This is a genomic window from Sporosarcina ureae (assembly GCF_002109325.1).
GTDB classification, from domain to species: Bacteria; Bacillota; Bacilli; order Bacillales_A; family Planococcaceae; genus Sporosarcina; species Sporosarcina ureae_C.
This window is the reverse complement of record NZ_CP015348.1, coordinates 2,691,260-2,711,839: the sequence shown is the minus strand read 5'-3', so window position 1 is coordinate 2,711,839 and position 20,580 is coordinate 2,691,260. Positions and strand designations below refer to the sequence as shown.

At 40.8% G+C, this 20,580-nt stretch carries 16 protein-coding genes and 1 other annotated feature; of the genes, 4 read left to right on the top strand and 12 right to left on the bottom strand.

The window, feature by feature from the left end:
* Positions 1-248 precede the first annotated feature (248 nt).
* The gene (locus SporoP32a_RS13295; RefSeq protein WP_085428338.1) at positions 249-2,270 is read left to right on the top strand and encodes an S-layer homology domain-containing protein; all 2,022 of its coding nucleotides are present in this window, start codon (positions 249-251) and stop codon (positions 2,268-2,270) included.
* Between the two features lie 168 nt (positions 2,271-2,438).
* Here SporoP32a_RS13295 and SporoP32a_RS13290 read toward each other — a convergent pair whose 3' ends face one another.
* From SporoP32a_RS13290 to ilvD, 9 genes are all read right to left on the bottom strand, one after another.
* Positions 2,439-4,706, bottom strand: a complete 2,268-nt coding sequence (locus tag SporoP32a_RS13290; RefSeq protein WP_085428337.1) for an S-layer homology domain-containing protein — start codon at positions 4,704-4,706, stop codon at positions 2,439-2,441.
* Positions 4,707-4,992: 286 nt separating this feature from the next.
* Positions 4,993-5,577 carry a 3-isopropylmalate dehydratase small subunit gene (gene leuD / locus SporoP32a_RS13285; RefSeq protein ID WP_085428336.1) on the bottom strand — a complete coding sequence of 195 codons (585 nt, stop codon included), beginning with the start codon at positions 5,575-5,577 and terminating at the stop codon, positions 4,993-4,995.
* 13 nt (positions 5,578-5,590) lie between these two features.
* Positions 5,591-7,003 (bottom strand): 3-isopropylmalate dehydratase large subunit, encoded by a 1,413-nt coding sequence (leuC, locus tag SporoP32a_RS13280; protein ID WP_085428335.1) that lies wholly within the window; start codon positions 7,001-7,003, stop codon positions 5,591-5,593.
* 146 nt (positions 7,004-7,149) lie between these two features.
* On the bottom strand, positions 7,150-8,250 hold the full coding sequence (gene leuB / locus SporoP32a_RS13275) for a 3-isopropylmalate dehydrogenase (RefSeq protein WP_085428334.1): 1,101 nt from the start codon (positions 8,248-8,250) through the stop codon (positions 7,150-7,152).
* A gap of 68 nt (positions 8,251-8,318) precedes the next feature.
* Positions 8,319-9,860 (bottom strand): 2-isopropylmalate synthase, encoded by a 1,542-nt coding sequence (locus tag SporoP32a_RS13270; protein ID WP_085428333.1) that lies wholly within the window; start codon positions 9,858-9,860, stop codon positions 8,319-8,321.
* Positions 9,847-10,881, bottom strand: coding sequence for a ketol-acid reductoisomerase (gene ilvC, locus SporoP32a_RS13265; RefSeq protein WP_085428332.1), 1,035 nt, complete (start codon positions 10,879-10,881; stop codon positions 9,847-9,849). The genes SporoP32a_RS13270 and ilvC overlap by 14 nt, the downstream gene beginning before the upstream one ends.
* 27 nt (positions 10,882-10,908) lie before the next feature.
* Positions 10,909-11,427 carry an acetolactate synthase small subunit gene (gene ilvN, locus SporoP32a_RS13260; RefSeq protein ID WP_085428331.1) on the bottom strand — a complete coding sequence of 173 codons (519 nt, stop codon included), beginning with the start codon at positions 11,425-11,427 and terminating at the stop codon, positions 10,909-10,911.
* Entirely contained in the window at positions 11,424-13,172 is a 1,749-nt protein-coding gene (gene ilvB / locus SporoP32a_RS13255) for a biosynthetic-type acetolactate synthase large subunit (RefSeq protein WP_085428330.1), read from the bottom strand. The genes ilvN and ilvB overlap by 4 nt, the downstream gene beginning before the upstream one ends.
* Positions 13,173-13,272: 100 nt before the next feature.
* Positions 13,273-13,523 (bottom strand) — a binding site (T-box leader).
* A 2-nt stretch (positions 13,524-13,525) separates the two neighbouring features.
* Positions 13,526-15,193 carry a dihydroxy-acid dehydratase gene (gene ilvD, locus SporoP32a_RS13250; RefSeq protein WP_085428329.1) on the bottom strand — a complete coding sequence of 556 codons (1,668 nt, stop codon included), beginning with the start codon at positions 15,191-15,193 and terminating at the stop codon, positions 13,526-13,528.
* A gap of 729 nt (positions 15,194-15,922) precedes the next feature.
* On the opposite strand from ilvD, the gene sda reads away from it, so the two are divergent.
* Positions 15,923-16,060 (top strand): sporulation histidine kinase inhibitor Sda, encoded by a 138-nt coding sequence (sda, locus tag SporoP32a_RS17370; RefSeq protein ID WP_099625931.1) that lies wholly within the window; start codon positions 15,923-15,925, stop codon positions 16,058-16,060.
* 94 nt (positions 16,061-16,154) lie between these two features.
* Here the strand turns inward: sda and SporoP32a_RS13240 are convergent, their stop codons facing one another.
* The 3 genes from SporoP32a_RS13240 to SporoP32a_RS13230 form a co-directional block, all read right to left on the bottom strand.
* Positions 16,155-16,469: a DMT family transporter gene (locus SporoP32a_RS13240; RefSeq protein WP_085428327.1), complete on the bottom strand. Its 315-nt coding sequence runs from the start codon at positions 16,467-16,469 to the stop codon at positions 16,155-16,157.
* Entirely contained in the window at positions 16,432-16,818 is a 387-nt protein-coding gene (locus SporoP32a_RS13235; RefSeq protein WP_085428326.1) for a DMT family transporter, read from the bottom strand. Before SporoP32a_RS13235 ends, SporoP32a_RS13240 begins: the two co-directional genes overlap by 38 nt.
* Before the next feature lie 84 nt (positions 16,819-16,902).
* The gene (locus tag SporoP32a_RS13230) at positions 16,903-17,487 is read right to left on the bottom strand and encodes a TetR/AcrR family transcriptional regulator (protein ID WP_085428325.1); all 585 of its coding nucleotides are present in this window, start codon (positions 17,485-17,487) and stop codon (positions 16,903-16,905) included.
* A gap of 393 nt (positions 17,488-17,880) precedes the next feature.
* On the opposite strand from SporoP32a_RS13230, the gene SporoP32a_RS13225 reads away from it, so the two are divergent.
* Positions 17,881-19,005: a class II histone deacetylase gene (locus SporoP32a_RS13225; protein WP_085428324.1), complete on the top strand. Its 1,125-nt coding sequence runs from the start codon at positions 17,881-17,883 to the stop codon at positions 19,003-19,005.
* Positions 19,006-19,084: 79 nt separating this feature from the next.
* Positions 19,085-20,467, top strand: a complete 1,383-nt coding sequence (locus SporoP32a_RS13220; RefSeq protein ID WP_085428323.1) for a purine-cytosine permease family protein — start codon at positions 19,085-19,087, stop codon at positions 20,465-20,467.
* Positions 20,468-20,580 lie beyond the last annotated feature (113 nt).

The following is a 20,580-nucleotide window of genomic DNA, read 5'->3' as shown; positions in this document are numbered from 1 at the left end:
GAATAGTGAAAGCATTCGTTGCATCTTTTCGAATAATTATAGATTGTCGCTTTTTGCTATATTTATCATTTTATATTGAGATGGTATATTACATACTTTATTCCATATTTCTGCAGCTATCTGTCTATATACTTCTGTCACTTTATAGAAGTCTAGTGTAATAATAGTCTATTAATATACCAAATGATGCTTACCAATGATAGTACTTTCTGCTACAATAGTAGGAGATTTATATAGGAGGTTTTGATTTGAAACGTTTGATAACATTACTGACACTATTGCTCTTGGTAGCTTCTCCTGTCTTCACACCGGTAGCGAGTGCAAATGACTTCTCAGGTCATCAGATGCAGCAAGAGCTGACATTTTGGGTAGATAAAGGCGTAATCCAAAAGGACTCAAAAGGGAATGTCTATCCCAATCGAGCGGTTACACGAGGGGAATTCGCTTCCTATCTTGCACGTTCATTGGAATTACCTACTTCGACACGCTATACCTTTAATGACTTGAAAGTAAACCACTCCCGTACAATTGAGATTCAAAATGCTGCAGGTGCTGGAATTTTAGCTGGCTATCCTGACGGTTCATTCAAAGCGAATCAGCAGATTACACGTCAACAAATGGCAGGAATGATTTTTAAGGCATTTCGTTTCCTAGAAATTCCAATCAAATCCACTACGGTTCAATTTAAAGACAGCAAGAAAATTTCATCAAACTTCGTACCCGCTGTATCCGCAGCTTCTTCATTGAATATCATACGAGGTGATCAAGGATATTTCAAACCAACAAGTAATGCAACGATTGCACATGCTTCTGCATTTCTATTTCGGATGTTCGCAGTCGCTGATGGAAAAGGTAGTACTCGCCCTCCTACAAACGTTGGCGGTACAGAAAATCCTAAAGTGCATAAAGTTAGTTCGATTTCCAATAGTCAACTGAATGTCACGGATGAGTCGTACATTACATTTGAAGATGCGCTAGCAGCGTATAACGCTTCTTCCATCGTTCAGACGATTTCTGTTAATAATAAAATTATCAAAATGAAGTCAGGACAGGCGTTTGCTTCAGAAAACCCTAAGCAGTATACGTCGCTATATAGCGATACTTCATTAAAAAACGAAGTCACATATGTCCAGAAAGGTTATGAACTGGATTATGTAGGCAGTAGCCCGGAACGTGTAGTAGTAGAAGTAGGCGGCTATACATATTATGCGAAACACGCAGAAATCGACCTAATTCCTTCTCAACTATCTACAGGCGCAAGTCAGTATAAAGTAACGAATGACGGCTTACTCATTCACCAACCTTATTATCGTACATACGATTCTAAAACAAAACAATATAAAGGAAGTTACGCAGAGTATACAGTCGGCCCTGCTTCTCCGACAATGAAAAAAGGACAAACGTATACGAGTAACGATGGTGTCCACTTTACAGAATTAAACGGTGCAGCAACCATTACGTATTATCCGTACTTCCAATTCCAATCGGTACGCCAGCCTTCCACTTACACTGGACAGGAACTGGATCGTTTCATCTCCAATGCATTACTTGCTAGACAAAAAACAGGTATTGCCCGCTATAAAAACGCTACGTCGAAGTCGAAGCTAATTGGACTTGGAACGTATGTGAAACAGATGGAGAAAAAGCATAACGTCAATGCAATGTTCATATTAGCGACAGCGATTCATGAAAGTGATTACGGGATGAGCGGCAATGCACAGCAGAAAAATAATATTTTCGGTATCCGCGTATTCGACTCTTCACCTGATAAAGGCGAAGTCTATGGTAATCCAACAAGAAGTGTCGATGCATTCATTACTCGCTACATTAACTTAAACTATGCGAATCCACTTGGTGCTTATGCCAATGGCGCAGCTCCCGGCAACAAGGCAGTCGGCTTTAATATGAAGTATGCATCCGATCCTTTCTGGGGAAGTAAGATCGCAGGTCACATGTGGCGCATCGATCAGTTCCTAGGCAGCAAAGACGCGAACCAAGCACAATTGGCTGTGATTTCGTATACAGGCAATACAGCAGTTAATATCCGCACAAGTCCAGATGCAGCGAATAAGAATAATATTCTATTCTCTTATAAGCCTAAGCATCCAGGTAATCTAGCAGCATTCGGCTATCCACTAGTTGTGACAGATCGTACAACCGGTGCAGACGGCTTTGTTTGGTACAAAGTACGCATGGACATCAACCCAGGTGCACAAATCAACGAACCATACGGCTGGATCCGTTCCGATTTAGCTACACTTGTAAATTAACCAATCAACGAAACCACCATCTCGCAGTTTAGAAGATGGTGGTTTTTCATTTGGAGAGTGATTGCAATGGGAATGGCGGTGCTAATCAACGGTGCCTTCCCCTTTACTCTATTACTACACTAAAAACAAAACACCATCCCCTGAACTAAAGGAGATGGTGTTTGTTCATTATAATGCGTCGGTGTACTCTTTACCTGCTGGTAGCAAGTTAGACATATTGATTCGTTTCAAGCCTTCTTTAATCTTCGTAGTATACCCTTGCTTCGTACTATTCAAATAGCCCGCCTTCGACTTAATCATGCGCTCGAATACTTTGGCTTTTGATTGATCAACCTGTGACCATTTTTCATAAGAATGAATCAAGTCTTCCAACGTCAAATGGACATAATCCGTACCTGAAAACTGACCATTCGGTGCACGTTTATACCAGATGTCACCGTTAGAACGAGTCCAGTTCTTCTCTTCAAAGCGAATGGCTTTTTCAATTGCACTGGCATTTTCCAAATACACTGGATCATTGAATTCTTGGAATGCCAACAAAAGAATGTTCATGCCGCCAAGTAAATGGTTCATAGACGTATGGGTCTTCACTTGTGATTTTGCCGGGAAGTAATCCGGAATATAATAGGCAGTTGGAGACAAGAAGTTCACATTGCCTTTTCTATGCTGCTGTACGAGCAAGTTTGCATAGTTACGTAAACCGTCGTTGTAATCTTTATGATTGAATGCGCTACCGCCATTATAAAGGAATAATGCAATCTGTTCATTGAAACGCGTGTCAACGAATGGTGCTGTGAAGTTATATAAATTCTTCAAATACGTACTCGTAACTTCCGTTTCCCAATAAGGCTTGCTTCCTCTGAAAACAGCTAAGTTTGTAAAGGAGTTATGCAAAATATCTTCATAATAACGTTCTTTCGTTTGGTTGTATAACAACATGACACGATCTTCTTTTACCAAAAGTAAATTGCGTCCATATCCGCGACCCGAAGCTGGCATCGGTTCAATTGTAGTCGCCATCTTGTTGTAAGGACCTTCAGCTGTATACCATTTATTACGCTTTTTATAGTTGGTAATCGATTCCCGAAGCCATGCATCTAATCTTTCATTTGAAGAAAAAAGCTTCTTATCGGATGAAAGAATCCATTGATCCACTACATCATACCCTCTAGAGTTCAACTCATATACCGATACTCGGGTATCGCCCATCAGAATATTACTGTAAGATTCCTTCTCATCCTGTAATTCACGTGTATGGCTAACTGAGCCATTATTATACTTCAGCTCGAGTTCACGTGAACGATATGTTTTCGAAATCATTTGCTGACCTGTTCCCTGCTGTGAAATGGTTTCAAGGACACCTACAGGAGAAGTTGCAATATCAAAGCCAAATGTATCATCCACATCTTTTTTCATAGGATATTTGTCAAATCGTTCTATTTTATTCGTTTTAATATTCCCATCAATTCGTACCAAATCGACGCGAATCGGCAGTCGATCCGGATTTCTCAACTCAACAAATGTAAAGTAGTCGCCATTTGGCAACTCACGTTTTGTTACAGTAACTCTTGTGCTTTTTCTCTCACTGACACCATAGACATAAATATGATCCGTCGCATGTCCGTGTGCTTTCACTCGCTTGGCCGCTAAAGACAAGTAGTGATTGGAACGCAAGTATGTTTGTCCCTCTTGTGTCAGTGGAACTTCCGTAATAAATTGATTAAATCGAATAGGATCGAATTTGCCCATTGTCTGTGTTTTATTGAAAACAATTGGTTGCTGTTTTTCGAGCAATCCTGCTTGAATCATTGCTCTATGTAGAAATACAGCGAATGAACCACGGTTAACAGGGAGTTTCGGAGCAAATGACCCGTCCTCTTTACCTGTTGTAATACCGTGTTGCATAAGTACTTTTACGCCGTATCTGTGAGACTCACTTATTTTATTCTCATCCGTAAAGCGTACTGTTTCACCTGTATCTTTTAATTTGAAAGCATTGACTAACACACTCGCCATTTGTTCACGTGTTAATTCATCGCTTACACCGAAGTTACCATCGGGTTTTCCTTTAAATATGCCTGCTTCATAAGTAGACATTGCACCACGCAAGTTGGAAGATTTTGCGCTGACATCCTTAAAGATCGGACGGTAGGAAGCCTCGGGTAATTCCAAAGCGACGGTCAGCAAGTTTGCCGCCTGTCCACGTTTAATACTGATTCCTGGACGAAACTGTAAATCTTGGTATCCGTTAATAATTCCTTCTTCCACTAGTTGTGTTACTTCATCCTTTGCCCAGAAATCATTACTTACGTCAGAGAAACGCTGGTTTACCGTTTCTGCTTTCGCGCTTACTGGCAGTACAATGAGGCAAATTAACGTCGCGATAAGAAAAGAATTAAAAATGGCGAATACATTCTTTTTTGAAGCGCATAACATCTTTGAAATCAACTCCACTCTGTGTTTTATCACTTTAGTATGTAGTTACCTTCGACAATTATAGCATAACCCCTATTTCATTTGGTCTTCCATTGAAAATGAAGAAGGTTCCATGCTTTATAGCGGTAACATGCCTTAGGCCAGTATAATTTCTCGTAACCGCACCGTACAGACGGAGAATAACAAAAAAGGTTTCAAATTATTAAATATAGTTTTTATAACTATTTCGACAAGTTTTCATAAAAAGAAAACGGTTCACGCTAAATAAGCGATGAACCGTTTTAAGTTATGCATGTTTTTGTTCGTATTCTGTAATTTTATCTTCATATTGGAATGTCAGAGAAATTTCATCCCAACCGTTCAACAACATCTTTTTGTAGTATGGATCCACGTCAAAACTGTACACAGAGCCGTCTTCACCTGCTACAGTTTGATCTTCTAGGCTCACTGTCAGTTTATACGGAGCTTCTTGGCCTTTACGCAAAAACTCTTCAATTTCTGCTACAGATAGCTTGATCGGCAAGATTCCATTCTTGAAACAGTTACTATGGAAGATATCTGCGAAGCTTGGTGCAATCACTACACGGAATCCATAATCTAAAATTGCCCATGGTGCGTGTTCACGTGATGATCCACAACCAAAGTTTTCATGTGCTACCAAGATAGTCGAACCGTCATAACGAGGGTCATTCAATACGAACTCTTCATTTTTCGTACCATCTGCATTAAAACGCCAGTGGTAAAATAGATATTTTCCGAATCCAGTACGTTCAATACGCTTCAAGAATTCTTTGGAGATAATCTGATCTGTATCTACGTTATTTTTATCTAACGGAGTGAGTACACTCTCTATTTTATTAATTGGTTCCATGTAAATACCCTCCTCAATTTTGCACAGTTGCTTCAACTTTGCGAACATCTACGAAATGTCCGTGTAGAGCAGCTGCTGCAGCCATGGACGGGCTGACTAGATGTGTACGTGAGCCTGCACCTTGGCGTCCTTCAAAGTTACGGTTAGATGTAGATGCACAGCGTTCCCCAGCTGGTACTACGTCATCATTCATAGCTAGACACATACTGCATCCAGACTCTCTCCACTCAAAACCAGCCTCTATGAAAATCTTATCCAAACCAATATCTTCCGCCTGTTTTTTCACCGTACGTGATCCTGGCACGACAATCGCAGTCACTGTAGGATGAACGTGTTTACCTTTTACCACTTTCGCTGCAGCTTCCAAATCGCTAAGACGTGCATTCGTACATGAACCGATAAATGCGTGCTGAATTTCAATATCAGTCAACGCCATTCCTTCTTCAAGTCCCATATACTCCATCGCATTACGAAGTGCCGATTTATCTGTTTCGGATGCATAATCTGCAGTTGTAGGGATAGTAGCTGAGATACCTGATCCCATCGATGGATTAGTACCCCACGTTACGAATGGTTCAATATCATCTGCATGGATTTCAAGTACTTGATCATATTCCGCACCTTCATCAGTATTCAATGCAAGCCAACGCTCTGCTGCTGCTTCGAACTCTTCACCTTGAGGTGCATAACGACGTCCGCGTAAATAATTAATTGTTGTTTCATCAGGTCCAATCAAACCTGCTTTTGCTCCCGCTTCAATGGACATATTGCAAATTGTCATACGTTCTTCCATTGTAAGTGCGCGAATCGCTTCTCCTGTATACTCGACGATATGTCCAGTTCCGACACCTATTCCAAACTTTGCAATGATTGCAAGAATGATATCTTTAGCTGTTACACCAAAACCAATTTTCCCTGTTACACGGATTTCCATAGTCTTTGGTTTACCTTGCCAAAGTGTCTGGGTAGATAACACGTGCTCTACTTCACTTGTCCCGATACCGAACGCTATAGCTCCGAATGCACCGTGTGTAGAAGTATGGCTGTCACCGCAAACAATTGTTTTTCCTGGCTGTGTCAATCCAAGCTCAGGACCGATTATATGCACGATACCTTGATCTGGATGCTGCATATCAGCCAATTGAACACCGAACTCTTCACAGTTCTTTTCAAGTGTAGTAATTTGTTTTTTAGCAATAGGATCGTTGATAATCGGCAAGTTTTTTGTCGGAACATTATGATCCATAGTTGCAAAGCAAAGATCTGGACGACGCACTTTACGGTTCGCTAGACGTAAACCTTCAAATGCTTGCGGTGATGTCACTTCATGAATCAAGTGAAGATCAATATATAATAGATCCGGTTTTCCCTCTTCTTCATACACAATATGCTGATCCCATATCTTCTCAATAATTGTTTTAGCCATAATTGTTTCCCCTTCCAAGCAATTGCCAATAGTAATATGCGGCGTGTGATTCAACTCGTCAATCTTTTCTCTAGCTATACATAAAGGGCGCACCAGTTTCGGTATGCCCTTTATGTGCATGTCGAGACTAAGACAGCGGTATTTTATTAAATATACGAGTACATGATACTATTGGAAACGAACTGAAGATCCAACTCGTCTACAATCTTATCTGTCCACTCTTTTGTCGTTAACGAACGTTGATCTTTACCAGCTAAATCTGCTGTGAAGTGACCTTCTTCAAATACTGTATTAACAGCCTTTTCAATTGCAGTTGCTTCCGTTTCCAATCCAAATGAATACTTTAGCATCATAGCAACTGAAAGAATAGTTGCTGCTGGATTTGCAATTCCCTGACCAGCTACATCGGGTGCTGAACCATGAACTGGCTCATACAAACCTAAACCGTCTGAACGCACACTCGCTGAAGGCAGTAATCCAAGTGACCCCGTAATAACAGATGCTTCATCACTTAAGATATCTCCAAACATATTTTCAGTAACGATTACATCAAAATGTGCTGGGTTCGTTATTAATTTCATTGCTGCAGAATCCACTAACTGATGCTCTACTTCTACATCTGGATACTGTGCTTTCTTCTCTTCTACAATCTTTCTCCAAAGCTTACTGGATTCAAGCACATTCGCTTTGTCCACAGAAGTTACTTTGCCTTTACGCAGGCGAGCCAACTCAAAACCTTTGTCGACAATACGTTCGATCTCCTTGCGCGTATATACAAGCGTATCAACAGCTGATTGATCTGTATGATGGCTCGGTTTACCGAAGTAAAGACCCCCAGTTAATTCCCGAACAATCATCATATCGACCTCTTTGATGATGTCTTCTTTTAAAGGAGAAGCCTGGATCAAAGAAGGTACAGCTGCAACAGGACGAAGGTTTGCAAATAGATCAAAATGTTTACGTATAGCAAGCAACCCTTTTTCCGGTCGTAATTCAGATGGATTCTGATCCCATTTAGGGCCACCCACTGCTCCTAGAAGAATGGCGTCGCTTGACTCACATAACTCAATTGTCTCTTTAGGAAGTGGGTTATTCTTTTCATCAATCGCCGCTCCACCGATTAGTCCATATTCTGTATGGAATGTATGGTTAAAACGTCTGCCGATCACTTCCAATACTCTGACTGCCTCTGCTACTACCTCGGGTCCTATGCCGTCACCGGGTAATACTGCTACTTTCTTTTCCATAGAACTTCTCCTCCTTGATCAATCTCGTATCACTCGATCGAATACTTTATCCCTTTGATGTATGTTGCTTATTTCAATAACTCTTCTTTCCGCAATTGTTCGCGAACTAGTTGACGATTGATAGCATTCAAATAAGCTTTTGCAGACGCTTCTAATACGTCTTGCGCTACGTCTCGGCCCGTAAGCTCGAGTCCGTTATGTCTTAAGTTGACTACTGCCTCTCCCAGTGCATCGCGGCCTTTACCGATCGATGTTACACGATAATCCAGAATGAGTACTTCACCTTTAATGGCTAATTCCAGTGCATTGAAGATCGATTCAACAGAACCTGCACCAGTAGTTGCCACAGTAACTGTTTCTCCGCTTGGCACAGTGGCTGTCACGGTAGCTGTCGGAATATTATTCGTTCCATATTGCACTTGAACATTATGCAATTCGTAAATCGGTGTATCGGTGTCGGACAATTGCTGGCCTGTGAATAAAACAAACAAATCATCTTCCGTGATTTCCTTTTTACGGTCTGCTAACTTTTTGAAGTCATCAAATGCCTCATTCAATTGGTGATCCGTCAGTTCAAACCCCATTGTAATAGCCCGATCTTTAAACGCGGCACGTCCGGAGTGTTTACCCAACGCTAACGGCATATCCGTTTCACCAATCAATTCAGGTGTGATGATTTCGTATGTCTCACGGTTTTTCAGCATGCCATCCTGGTGAATTCCAGATTCATGGGCGAATGCATTCTTTCCGACGACTGCTTTGTTTGGCTGGATGACTACCCCTGTCAATCGGCTAACAAGCTGACTAGCTTTTTTAATCTCTTTTAAGTTAATTCCGGTTTCCATGTTATAGAAGTCTTTACGGATATGCATAGCGACGGCAATTTCTTCTAATGCTGCATTGCCTGCACGCTCTCCAATACCATTAATCGTACATTCTACTTGATCGGCACCGTTCTCAACTGCTGCTATAGAGTTTGCAACAGCCATTCCAAGATCATCATGACAATGAGCTGAAAGCTTAACTTTTTCTATTCCCGTTACATTCTCTTTCAAGTACTTGAATAGAGCACCGTATTCTGCAGGAGTTGCATAGCCTACAGTGTCCGGAACATTAATCGTTGTCGCCCCTGCTTCAATTACTTTATTAATAATGCGTACAAGGAATTCCTTATCAGAACGGAATGCATCTTCCGCAGACCATTGAACGAGAGGGAAAAATTGTTTAGCATATTTAACCGTATCCGCTGCAATTTCGACTACCTGGTCTGGAGATTTCTTTAGCTTATACTCCATATGAATTGGTGATGTCGCCAAGAACACGTGAATATGTGGATTTACACCACCGCGTAATGCTTCCCATGATATATCAATGTCTTTCTTCATCGCCCTAGCAAGTCCTGTAACAGTTGAGTTTTTCACTGTATCAGCAATGCGTCGAACGGCTTCGAAATCACCTGGGGATGAAGCAGGAAATCCTGCTTCAATAACGGCTACCCCAAGCTTTTCAAGCTGACGAGCGATCTCCAATTTTTCTACTGTATTTAGATTAATACCCGCAGATTGCTCACCGTCGCGAAGAGTTGTATCGAAAATATCAATTTTTCTCACTCGCTACCACTTCTTCCTCTTTTGATTTAGCTCCTTCGTTGATGAATGGCATCATAGAACGAAGCTTCTGTCCAACTTCTTCGATTTGGTGCTTAGATTCTGCTTCTTCAATTGCATTGAACTTAGGACGTCCGTTTTCGTTTTCTTCGATCCATTCTTTTGCGAATTTACCTGATTGGATGTCAGTAAGAATATCTTTCATACGAGCTTTTGTGTCTGCATCGATTACACGTGGTCCAGAAACAAAGTCGCCCCACTCTGCAGTATCAGAGATTGAGTAACGCATTCCAGCCATTCCGCCTTCATACATCAAGTCAACGATTAGTTTCGTTTCGTGCAATGTTTCGAAATAAGCAAGTTCAGGCTGGTATCCAGCTTCTACTAGAGTTTCGAATCCAGCTTTAACTAGTGAAGTTAAGCCACCACATAGTACTGCTTGCTCTCCGAATAGATCCGTAACTGTCTCTTCTTCGAATGTTGTTTCCAAAACGCCACCACGAGCAGAACCGATACCTTTTGCATACGCAAGAGCAACGTCTTTAGCTTGGCCAGATACGTCTTGATACACCGCGAATAGTGCAGGTACTCCGCCGCCAGCTTCGAATGTTCTACGTACAAGATGTCCTGGTCCTTTTGGAGCTACTAGGAATACATCTACGTCAGCAGGTGGTTTGATTTCACCGAAGTGTACGTTGAAACCATGAGCGAATACTAATGATTTTCCTTTAGCAAGAGCTGGTTCAATCTCTGCTTCGTATACTGCTTTTTGGTTTTCATCTGGAAGTAAGATCATGATCAAGTCTGCTTTTTCAGAAGCTTCTTTAACAGATAGTGCTTCAAGTCCGTCTGATTTTGCTTGGTCGAATGATTTACCAGCACGAACACCTACTACTACGTTGAAGCCTGAATCTTTTAAGTTACGAGCGTGTGCGTGACCTTGTGAACCGTATCCGATAATTGCAACTGTTTTACCTTCTAATAGTCCTTCATTGATATCCTGGTTATAATACATTTTTGTCATTTTAATTTCCCCCTAAGTGTGTGTGTTTTACTGTTTTAAAATCGATAGCTGTGGTGCTTGAACCTTTTGCATATCGCGGGCAAAGCCGGTTGCGCCAGTTCGTGTTAATTCTTTAATGCCATATGGTCTCAGCAAATCGATAAATGCTTCGATTTTGTCTGGGTCACCCGTTACCTGGTACGTTACTACATTCTTTCCGGAGTCGACAATTGTCGGACGGAAAGGTTCAACGATGCTGTTCATCTCAGAGCGAATCTGTGGTGGTGAGATCACCTTTACAAGCGCCAACTCACGTAACACGATTGCTTTGTCTGTTATATCTTTCACTGTAATAACATCAATCTGCTTTTGCAGCTGTTTTACAAGTTGTTCGATTTTGTTTTCATCTTCTACGTGAACTTGGAATGTCATCTTGGATCTATTTGGTTGTTCAGTAGCACCTACTGTAATACTTTCAATATTGAATTGACGCTTCATCAGCAGTCCCGTTACACGGTTTAATACTCCGCTCTGATTAATTACTGTTACTGTAATAATTCGTTTCACTGAGGACTCACTCCAATCATGTCTTGTAATCCTTTACCTGGAGCAACCATCGGATAGACGTTTTCACGTTGTTTCACTCGACAATCAATCAAGACCGGCTCATCAGATAATAGCGCTTCTGTAAATACTTTTTCCGCTTCTTCTAAATTGTGAATGCGATACCCTTTCAGGTCATATGCTTCCGCCAATTTAATGAAGTCTGGTTGTACTGGAACTAGTGACTGTGAGTAACGTTCTTCATAGAATGTCTCTTGCCACTGACGTACCATACCAAGTGCACCGTTATTCAAGATGATGACTTTCACCGGAATACGCATTTCCTGAAGAAGTGAAAGCTCTTGTGCTGTCATTTGGAAACCTGCGTCCCCAACCACTGCAATTACACGATCTTTCGGTCTTGCAAGTTGTGCACCGATTGCTGCTGGGAAACCAAAGCCCATTGTTCCTAATCCACCTGACGTAACCCAGTTATCCGGATTATTGAAACGGTAATATTGAGCAGTCCACATTTGGTGCTGGCCAACATCTGTCGTGACGATCGCATCACCATTTGTAATCCGATGTATGATCTCAAGTGCTTGTTGTGGTAATAAAGCTTCCTCATCCCTTTGATACCAAAGCGGATATTTATCTGCTAAATCATTCAAATAACTTACCCACTCTACTGTGTCCGGTGATTTGAAATCTGCTTTTAGCAATGCTGTTAACGCTTCTTTCGCATCAGATACAATTGGAATTTCGGTCACTACGTTTTTACCAATTTCAGCTGGATCGATGTCTACATGAATGACTCGTGCATTCGGCAAGAATGCATCCAAGTTTCCTGTTAGACGGTCATCAAAACGTGCACCCACATTGAGCAATAAATCACATTCGCTAAGTGCATAGTTGGCAGTTGCCGTTCCGTGCATTCCAGCCATTCCGTAGAATAACTCATGTTCTCCATGAATTGTACCCAAGCCGAGTAATGTATTAACGACCGGAATACGATGCGTTTCGACAAGTTTCTTCAGCTCGGCCGTTCCGCCTGCATGAAGTACACCTGCGCCTGCAAGGATCATCGGCTTTTTCGCTTTCGAGATAGCCTTTGAAGCTTTTTGAATTTGCAGATAATTTGGTGTAGTAGTTGGCTGATAACCAGGTAAATTCACTTCTTTATCTTCTTTTTCTACAGGTACAAAGAGATCTGTTGCGATATTTTTTGGTACATCGACGACGACTGGTCCTGGTCTTCCAGTAGAAGCAATATGGAAAGCTTCACGCATAATACGTGGAATGTCAGCAACACTTTGGACTTGATAGTTATGTTTTGTAATAGGTTGAGTAATTCCGATGATATCCGCTTCTTGGAAAGCATCTGAACCAATGACTGTACTTGCTACTTGACCTGTAATAACTACTAATGGAAGAGAGTCCATCATGGCATCTGTAATACCCGTTACTAAGTTCGTTGCGCCAGGGCCTGATGTGGCAATGACTACCCCAGTTTTTCCAGATACCCTTGCATATCCTTCAGCTGCGTGGATTGCACCTTGTTCGTGACGTGCTAATACGTGTGGGATCGGGTCATTATATAGCGCATCATAAATTGGGAGAACTGCTCCTCCAGGATATCCAAAGATTATTTCTACGTTCTGTTCTTTAAGCGATTGAATCAAGATGGCAGAACCATCTGTAGGTTTATTTACGGCTTGTTCCTTTGGCATAGTAGATGCAGTCTGTTTTTCTTGTACTTCAGCACTCATACTGAACTCCTCCTTACAATTTTCAACTATATATATTGGCCAGTGACTTTTTTCTCTAAAAAAAGCCTTTTCATCCCACGCAAAGAATCTGATCTCTTTACATAGGGATGAAAAAGCTTTCATGGTACCACCCTAGTTCGTGACAATTGTCACCTTATGAAAAAGTAAGCCTAAGCTATACCTTTTCATTGTTAACGAGCCCGAATATCGAGCCCGGAATTGCCTAGTCGGTATACCTTTAAGCAATCCACTCCGAGGGGATGTCGCAAATAGTTGTATTGCCGGCTCGCAGCACCGCCGGCTCTCTGTGAATACAGTTTCTATCTACTTTAACCTCATCAACGTTTTATATATTAAATTTTCATGACTCCACCTGTACTAGCTGAAGTGACGAGATGGGCATATCTTGCAAGATAGCCTTTTTTGATTTTAAGTTCAAATGGTTTTAGTGCATTTCGTCGCTCTGCAAGAACTTCATCAGATACTACCAATTCAATCGTACGGTTGGTTAGATCAATTTCGATAATATCTCCATTCTCTACAAGTGCAATCGGTCCGCCAGAAGCAGCTTCTGGTGATATGTGTCCAATAGAGATACCGCGGGATGCTCCTGAGAAACGACCATCGGTAATTAAAGCAACTTCCTTACCAAGCCCTTTACCCATGATTGCAGAAGTTGGGGCCAACATTTCTGGCATTCCCGGTCCACCTTTAGGGCCTTCATATCGAATAACGACTACATGGCCTGCTTTTACTGTGTCATTATCAATATTTTCTTGAGCTTCTTCTTGTGAATTAAAGACAATCGCTTCTCCTCTGAATTCCTTGATAGAAGGATCAACTGCTCCCACTTTAATGACGGAACCTTCAGGAGCGATGTTACCAAATAGAATGGACAGGCCACCTACTGGACTATGCGGATTATCTTTCGTTCGAATGACATCTGTATTTGTGATTTCATATCCAGCGACATCTTCTTCAATTGTCTTGCCAGTAATCGTCTTACGATTATTATGCATCGCTCCATCAATTTTACATAATTCATTGATAATTGCGCTGACACCACCAGCTTGTTGAACATCATCCATTGAATAATCGGATGCTGGCATGATTTTCGATAAGTACGGTACTCGTTTAGCTACATCGTTAACATCTTCAATATTGTAATCAATTTCCGCTTCGTGAGCGATAGCTAATGTATGGAGAACTGTATTTGTCGAACCTCCCATTGCCATATCAAGTGCAAATGCATCGTCGATTGTTTCTTTTGTAATAATGTCACGTGGTTTAATATCATTTTCAATACAATTCATTAAATGTTTAGCCGCATCTTTGATCAATGTATGGCGAGCATCAGATGTAGCAAGAATTGTCGCATTTCCTGGAAGAGCCATACCAAGCATTTCCATCAGAGAGTTCATAGAGTTTGCCGTGAACATTCCTGAACATGACCCACAGGAAGGACAAGCATTCTGTTCGATGTCGAGTAATGTTTCTGCTGACATCTTACCGCTCTTGTAAGCTCCTACACCTTCAAACACTGAAGTTAATGAAAGAACATCACCCGTTGCGGAAACCCCTGCTTCCATAGGTCCACCAGAAACGAATACTGAAGGGACGTTTGTTCTAACAGCTGCCATCAGCATACCCGGTGTGATTTTGTCACAGTTAGGTATATAGAAGACTCCGTCAAACCAATGTGCATTAATGACTGTTTCGGCTGAGTCAGCAATCAGCTCACGGCTTGGCAATGAGTAGCGCATACCAATGTGCCCCATTGCGATTCCGTCATCAACACCAATTGTATTGAACTCGAACGGTACCCCGCCTGCCTCCCAGATTGCTTCTTTTACTACTTCCGCGAATTTATTCAAATGCATATGTCCGGGAATAATATCTATATATGAGTTACACACTCCAATAAATGGTTTGTGCATATCTTTCGTTTTAACGCCCGCTGCGTAAAGTAAGCTACGATGTGGTGCGCGATCGATTCCTTTTTTAATCATGTCACTTCTCATTTGCAATCTCTCCTATACTAATTGAACGAATCAATTGCTAATTACATTAATTTCATTCAGTCGAATATTCTGAACAACTAGTGAATACTTTCACAGCTGCGAACTAGATTGTTGTAATCATATCTTGTATGTGTATAAAGGTCAACCGTATTTTTAAAGTTTTTCGTTAATTGTGACTAATTTAAAACGTCTGAATACGCTTACACATGCAGTATAGCGCGATATATTGCATATTGAAATACTGTAAAATATTTTTGTTTTTATTTTGCTTCTTTCATTAGATAAGAGAAATACAAATTGATTTCTATTATTTGCAAATAAAACCATGCTTGTACTTTTAATTAGAGTTGTAAATACTTATTGTAGCTTTGTTGGTTTAAATTTCTGTAATCAGTAGGGTTAGTAGAATTCCTCCTACAATCTATTTATTCTATTCGCAAAACAGCTGTTTTATCAATGATTTGAAAGAAAACATATAGTTCCACGTCAAGTTTCGCTCGACATCTTTCGACAATTACTTTTTGTTTATAACTCTATGCACATTATCCACCGCGTATCTTAGCAGTTTCTGTAAACAATTCACACATTACCCACAGCTTACCCACTCCCATTGTGGATAATTCGAACGCTTGTTCTTTCAAAGAACCTTTGGTAAAGTAATAGATAACATCTAGAGAGAAGTATGCACACTGATTAGATTCTATTCATCCAAAGGGAGGCGGTTCTACTGTGCTACATTTATCGGATCAATTGTTGCTCTATTCGTATCAGCAGGCTCAAAAGTATCAACTGAATCAGGAGTTCATCCAAATGTTAGAACGTGAGATACGGAAACGTGCCTTAGAATCGATGAAACTCAGTAGCTAATCTTTCGGATACAATAAAATGGACATGCCCATTACAATTGGGCACGTCCTTTTTTATTGTGTAAATTACTCTTCTTCTATATAAGAGGCATATTTTATGATAAAGCTTTAAGCCCGACTACACCAAACACAATCAGGAGTAGACTGACCACTCTACCTGTACTCTTCGATTCCCCGAAGAACAGCATGTTGATGAGCACCGCACCTGCTGTACCTATACCAATCCACACGGCATACGCTGTACTGACTTGTAAAAACTTAAAGGAGTTATATAAAAAGAAGAACGCGATACCGAATCCTCCGTAGTATAACAACCCATTCCCCAATGTCTTATTTTCACTGAATTTCTTCAGCCCTATCACACCGGCAAACTCACTTAGTGCTGCCAATAATACTAGAATCCAACCCATCGCCTTTCACTCCTTTCAGCGCTTTCTTTTCATCCTGTCCATCCGCTATCTTCAATCCTGCAACGCCCAATACTAGAATGAAGATGAAAAAAATCTTTCCTATACTAATATGTTCACCGAAGAACATGACATCCATTAAAGATGTACCGACTGTACCGATTCCAGCGAATACCGCATAGACGGTCCCAGTTGGCAAACCTTCGCATGCTTTCGTTAAGTAATGAAAGTCCACAAAGATAAAACCTACTATGATAATCCAGTGCCACCAGTGAGTTGCTGTGTTAAATCCAAAAATCCATACTAATTCAAAAAAGCTCGTTAAAGCAACATATAGCCATGCTTTATTCATATCATCCACTCCTACAAGTTTCTTCATTCCATCTATTTGACTGACTGTCATTCATTTTATCATAAAAGCTAACATTTGACTATGTTAACTTCTCACTCTTTGAAATTGCAGTGCATGGGACATGAAATCAAGAACTTCTTCTTTCTGACGATCTGCTTCGCTTTCATCGTGTTGGGCATAAAGAAATACTTGCTCTGCTGTCGATTCAATTAGACCGATAATGATTTTAGCCGTCCGATCAGGTTTGATCGATTGACGGACAGCCCCTTCTTTTTTTGCCGCTTCAAGCTTTTCGCTTATCCATTCATAAAATGGAGCATAGACCGACTCCCACTCCCGGATATGTTCTGTTGAAGCGAGCCCGGAATATATGACTGCTAATATCTCATAATACTCTTTATTCACTTCATAAATCGCATCTACCATCTGCTCAAATTGTTTTGGGTAGGCATCCTGATCATTTACTGTTCGTTTGACTATGTCCATCGTTTTAGCTACCATTACTTCGGCAATTGCCGGCATAAGAGATAGTTTCGATGGAAAATATAAATAAAATGTACCTTGCGCAATACCTGCACGCTTGACGATATCAGAGATCTTGGTCTTCTCAATTCCTTGTTCTTGAAATACTTCTATAGCTGAATGTATAATCGCTGTTTTTTTCCCCAATGAATTTCCCACTCTCTATCTATAGATTCTATTATTGTATCGCAATCATTCTTTTCTGACAAATGATTGTGGAATCACCGCTCCTAACTATGACGCCTGGACTTGTCATTGCAAAATAAAACAGTTTAGGGAAAATTCAAAAACATTTATTTACACCATTGACAAATGACTCATATTCATTTAATGTGAGTACACAAGAGATTGAACGTCACGAATACGTCACAATTCATACATCACATAAATTCGTCGTCACTTGTTATTCTAGCATGAAACGAATTACTTGGATTTTCAAATGAAAACGCTTACCGTATTCTAATTATTCTTATTTATGACTGATAATCATTCATAAATGACTATTCAATCACTACATCATTTTATCTGGAGGGAATTTATATGAAAACAGGATATATCTTCGATGAAAGCTACTTTTGGCATGATAACGGTAGCGGTACACTGTATTTACCATCAGGTGGTTATATGCAAACCGATGTATTCGTGGAACATCCCGAGACTAAAAGACGAGTGAATAATTTGCTTTCACGCTGTGGACTCATGAAGAAGCTGGAACAAATCGAGCCACGTCCTGCCACTAGAGATGAAATAGAATTTTTCCACTCACCTGAATATGTAACCAAAGTGAAGCATTTAAGCGACACAACTGGTGGAGATGCAGGAGACCACGCAATCGTAGGCAGAGGTTCTTATGAAATCGCCCTATTATCTACTGGTGGTGCGTTGCGGGCAGTAGATGCTGTTATGGAAGGCGAAGTAGATAACGTCTATGCAATGACTCGACCACCTGGCCATCACGCAGAACGCGATAAAGGAATCGGCTTTTGTATTTTCAATAATGTAGCGATCGCCGCAAAGTACGCACGTGAAAAGTATGGTCTCAAAAGAGTATTGGTACTCGATTGGGATGTACATCACGGAAATGGAACGGAGCAAGCATTCTATGAAGATTCAAATGTTCTCTTCTTATCTATTCATCAAGACTTAAGCTTCCCGAATAACACGGGTCAAAAAGAAGATGTTGGAATAGAAGAAGGCCGTGGATACAACGTCAACATCCCACTTCCCCCTGGAACAGGCGATGCGGGATATGTTCATGCATTCGAATCTATCATTGAACCGATTGCAGCAGAATTTCAACCTGAATTAATTATTATTTCTGCCGGCCAAGATCCAGGTATGTTCGATCCACTCGGCCGCATGATGATGACAGCTGATGGATTCGGCAAATTAACGGATATTATGTTACGTGTAGCCAATGCACATTGCGGCGGTAAAATCGTATTCTGTCATGAGGGCGGCTACAGTAATGCATATGTCCCCTTCTGTACACTGAAAATCATTGAGCGCCTAAGTCAAATTGAAACAGATGTTACCGATCCTTTTGCAGCAGGTACACAGGGCTACCCTGATAAATTATATTCCAATCAGAAAGAAGCTATTGATGAAGTGATTAATGTTCAACAAGAGTATTGGAAAACACTTCGTCCAACCGTCAATAATTAAATGAGTTAATAATCTCTCTATTTATTCTATAAATTAATGCATATTTTCTATTTCACCAACTATCAAAGGAGGCGGTTGAATGGGTACAAAGCAGAAGACGATTGAACAAGTAGGTTTCGAGTTTATTCCTGAAAGTGAAAGGAAGGGGAATCCAAAAGAGCTGTTCTTCACCTGGTTCGCTGCAAGTACTGTATCTACTACACTCGTTACGGGTGCACTCGCTGTCATTATCGGCCTAAGTTTCTGGTGGGCAGCACTCGCAATCCTTATTGGACATGCAATTGGTGCTATCATCATGGGGCTGCATTCGGCACAAGGACCAAAGCTCGGAATTCCTCAAGTATTGCAGAGCCGTGCACAATTTGGCTATTTTGGAGTCATTTTGCCCATGCTTATCATTTTAACGATGTATTTGGGTTATGGTGCAATGAATACTATATTGGTTGCACAAGGCATTGAAGAAACACTTGGTTTTAATATCAATATCACGGTAATTGTCAGTCTGATTCCCATGGTGTTGCTTGCGATTTACGGACAAAACATCATTCAAAAATCGATGAAGCTTTACACTATTGGCTATACCCTCGTTTTCATAGTCCTTTCCGGATTAGTCATCAGTCAATTGTCTATGAACTTGTTGAGTCAAGGTACATTTAACTGGACATTATTTATCTTAGCTATTTCCATTTGCGTTACATGGCAGATCACATACGGTCCTTATGTATCCGATCACTCACGTTTCATGCGTTCACAAGACGCTCGTAAAACGTTCTTCTATACAGCTGGAGGAAGCTTTCTTAGTTCTGCATGGTTGATGTTGATCGGTGCAGCCATTGCAACTATGGTCGTCAATGGGAATGTTATGGCAGAAATCAAGGACATGGGCGTGATGGGTTATGTAATTGTTATCTTACTTTCATTAGGAGTATTGGTCATCAATTCCTTGAACATCTATGGAGCAGGTATAATCGTGTTATCTATCGCCAGTAACTTTTGGACATTTCGGACTTCCGGACGTTTACGCGTCATAGTATCTGCGGTTATCGGAACGATCGTTATTTTTGCCGCAACTGCAGGTGCAGGGGATTTCATGTCCTACTTCCAAATCTATCTTGGCTTTGTACTATTCTTTATCATCCCGTGGAGCGTTATTAATTTAACGGACTTCTACGTATTGAAAAGACGGTTCCATCGTGAAGAGTATATGAAGAAAGACGGAGTGTTTGGGAAACTGAATTATAAAACGATGGGTATCTATTTATTCACCATCCTTTGCCAAGTCCCTTTCATTAATACTGAAATATATCAAGGTCCCCTTTCCAAGGCACTGGGTGGTCTAGACATCGCATGGATCGTTGGAATTGTCATTGCATTCATATTCTATACGACTGCAACAAAAATCACGGATTCCGTTGCTGTTAGACAAAATTCGGATATTCAAATAATTAATCCAGCAGAATAAAAAAGTAACCATCTGTACAGCGCCAGATGATTACTCATGAATATGCGCCCTATCAGAACGCATTAGCTAGTTTAACACATTGCAGAGATTTTTCTTTGCAATGTGTTTATTTC

What these genes read in the sequence shown, in the direction of transcription:
- SporoP32a_RS13290 (WP_085428337.1), bottom strand. Translation starts at nt 4,706, where the DNA reads ATGTTATGCGCTTCAAAAAAGAATGTATTCGCCATTTTTAATTCTTTT.
- leuD (WP_085428336.1), bottom strand. Translation starts at nt 5,577, where the DNA reads ATGGAACCAATTAATAAAATAGAGAGTGTACTCACTCCGTTAGATAAA.
- leuC (WP_085428335.1), bottom strand. Translation starts at nt 7,003, where the DNA reads ATGGCTAAAACAATTATTGAGAAGATATGGGATCAGCATATTGTGTAT.
- leuB (WP_085428334.1), bottom strand. Translation starts at nt 8,250, where the DNA reads ATGGAAAAGAAAGTAGCAGTATTACCCGGTGACGGCATAGGACCCGAG.
- ilvC (WP_085428332.1), bottom strand. Translation starts at nt 10,881, where the DNA reads ATGACAAAAATGTATTATAACCAGGATATCAATGAAGGACTATTAGAA.
- ilvB (WP_085428330.1), bottom strand. Translation starts at nt 13,172, where the DNA reads ATGAGTGCTGAAGTACAAGAAAAACAGACTGCATCTACTATGCCAAAG.
- ilvD (WP_085428329.1), bottom strand. Translation starts at nt 15,193, where the DNA reads ATGAGAAGTGACATGATTAAAAAAGGAATCGATCGCGCACCACATCGT.
- SporoP32a_RS13240 (WP_085428327.1), bottom strand. Translation starts at nt 16,469, where the DNA reads ATGGGTTGGATTCTAGTATTATTGGCAGCACTAAGTGAGTTTGCCGGT.
- SporoP32a_RS13235 (WP_085428326.1), bottom strand. Translation starts at nt 16,818, where the DNA reads ATGAATAAAGCATGGCTATATGTTGCTTTAACGAGCTTTTTTGAATTA.
- SporoP32a_RS13225 (WP_085428324.1), top strand. Translation starts at nt 17,881, where the DNA reads ATGAAAACAGGATATATCTTCGATGAAAGCTACTTTTGGCATGATAAC.
- SporoP32a_RS13220 (WP_085428323.1), top strand. Translation starts at nt 19,085, where the DNA reads ATGGGTACAAAGCAGAAGACGATTGAACAAGTAGGTTTCGAGTTTATT.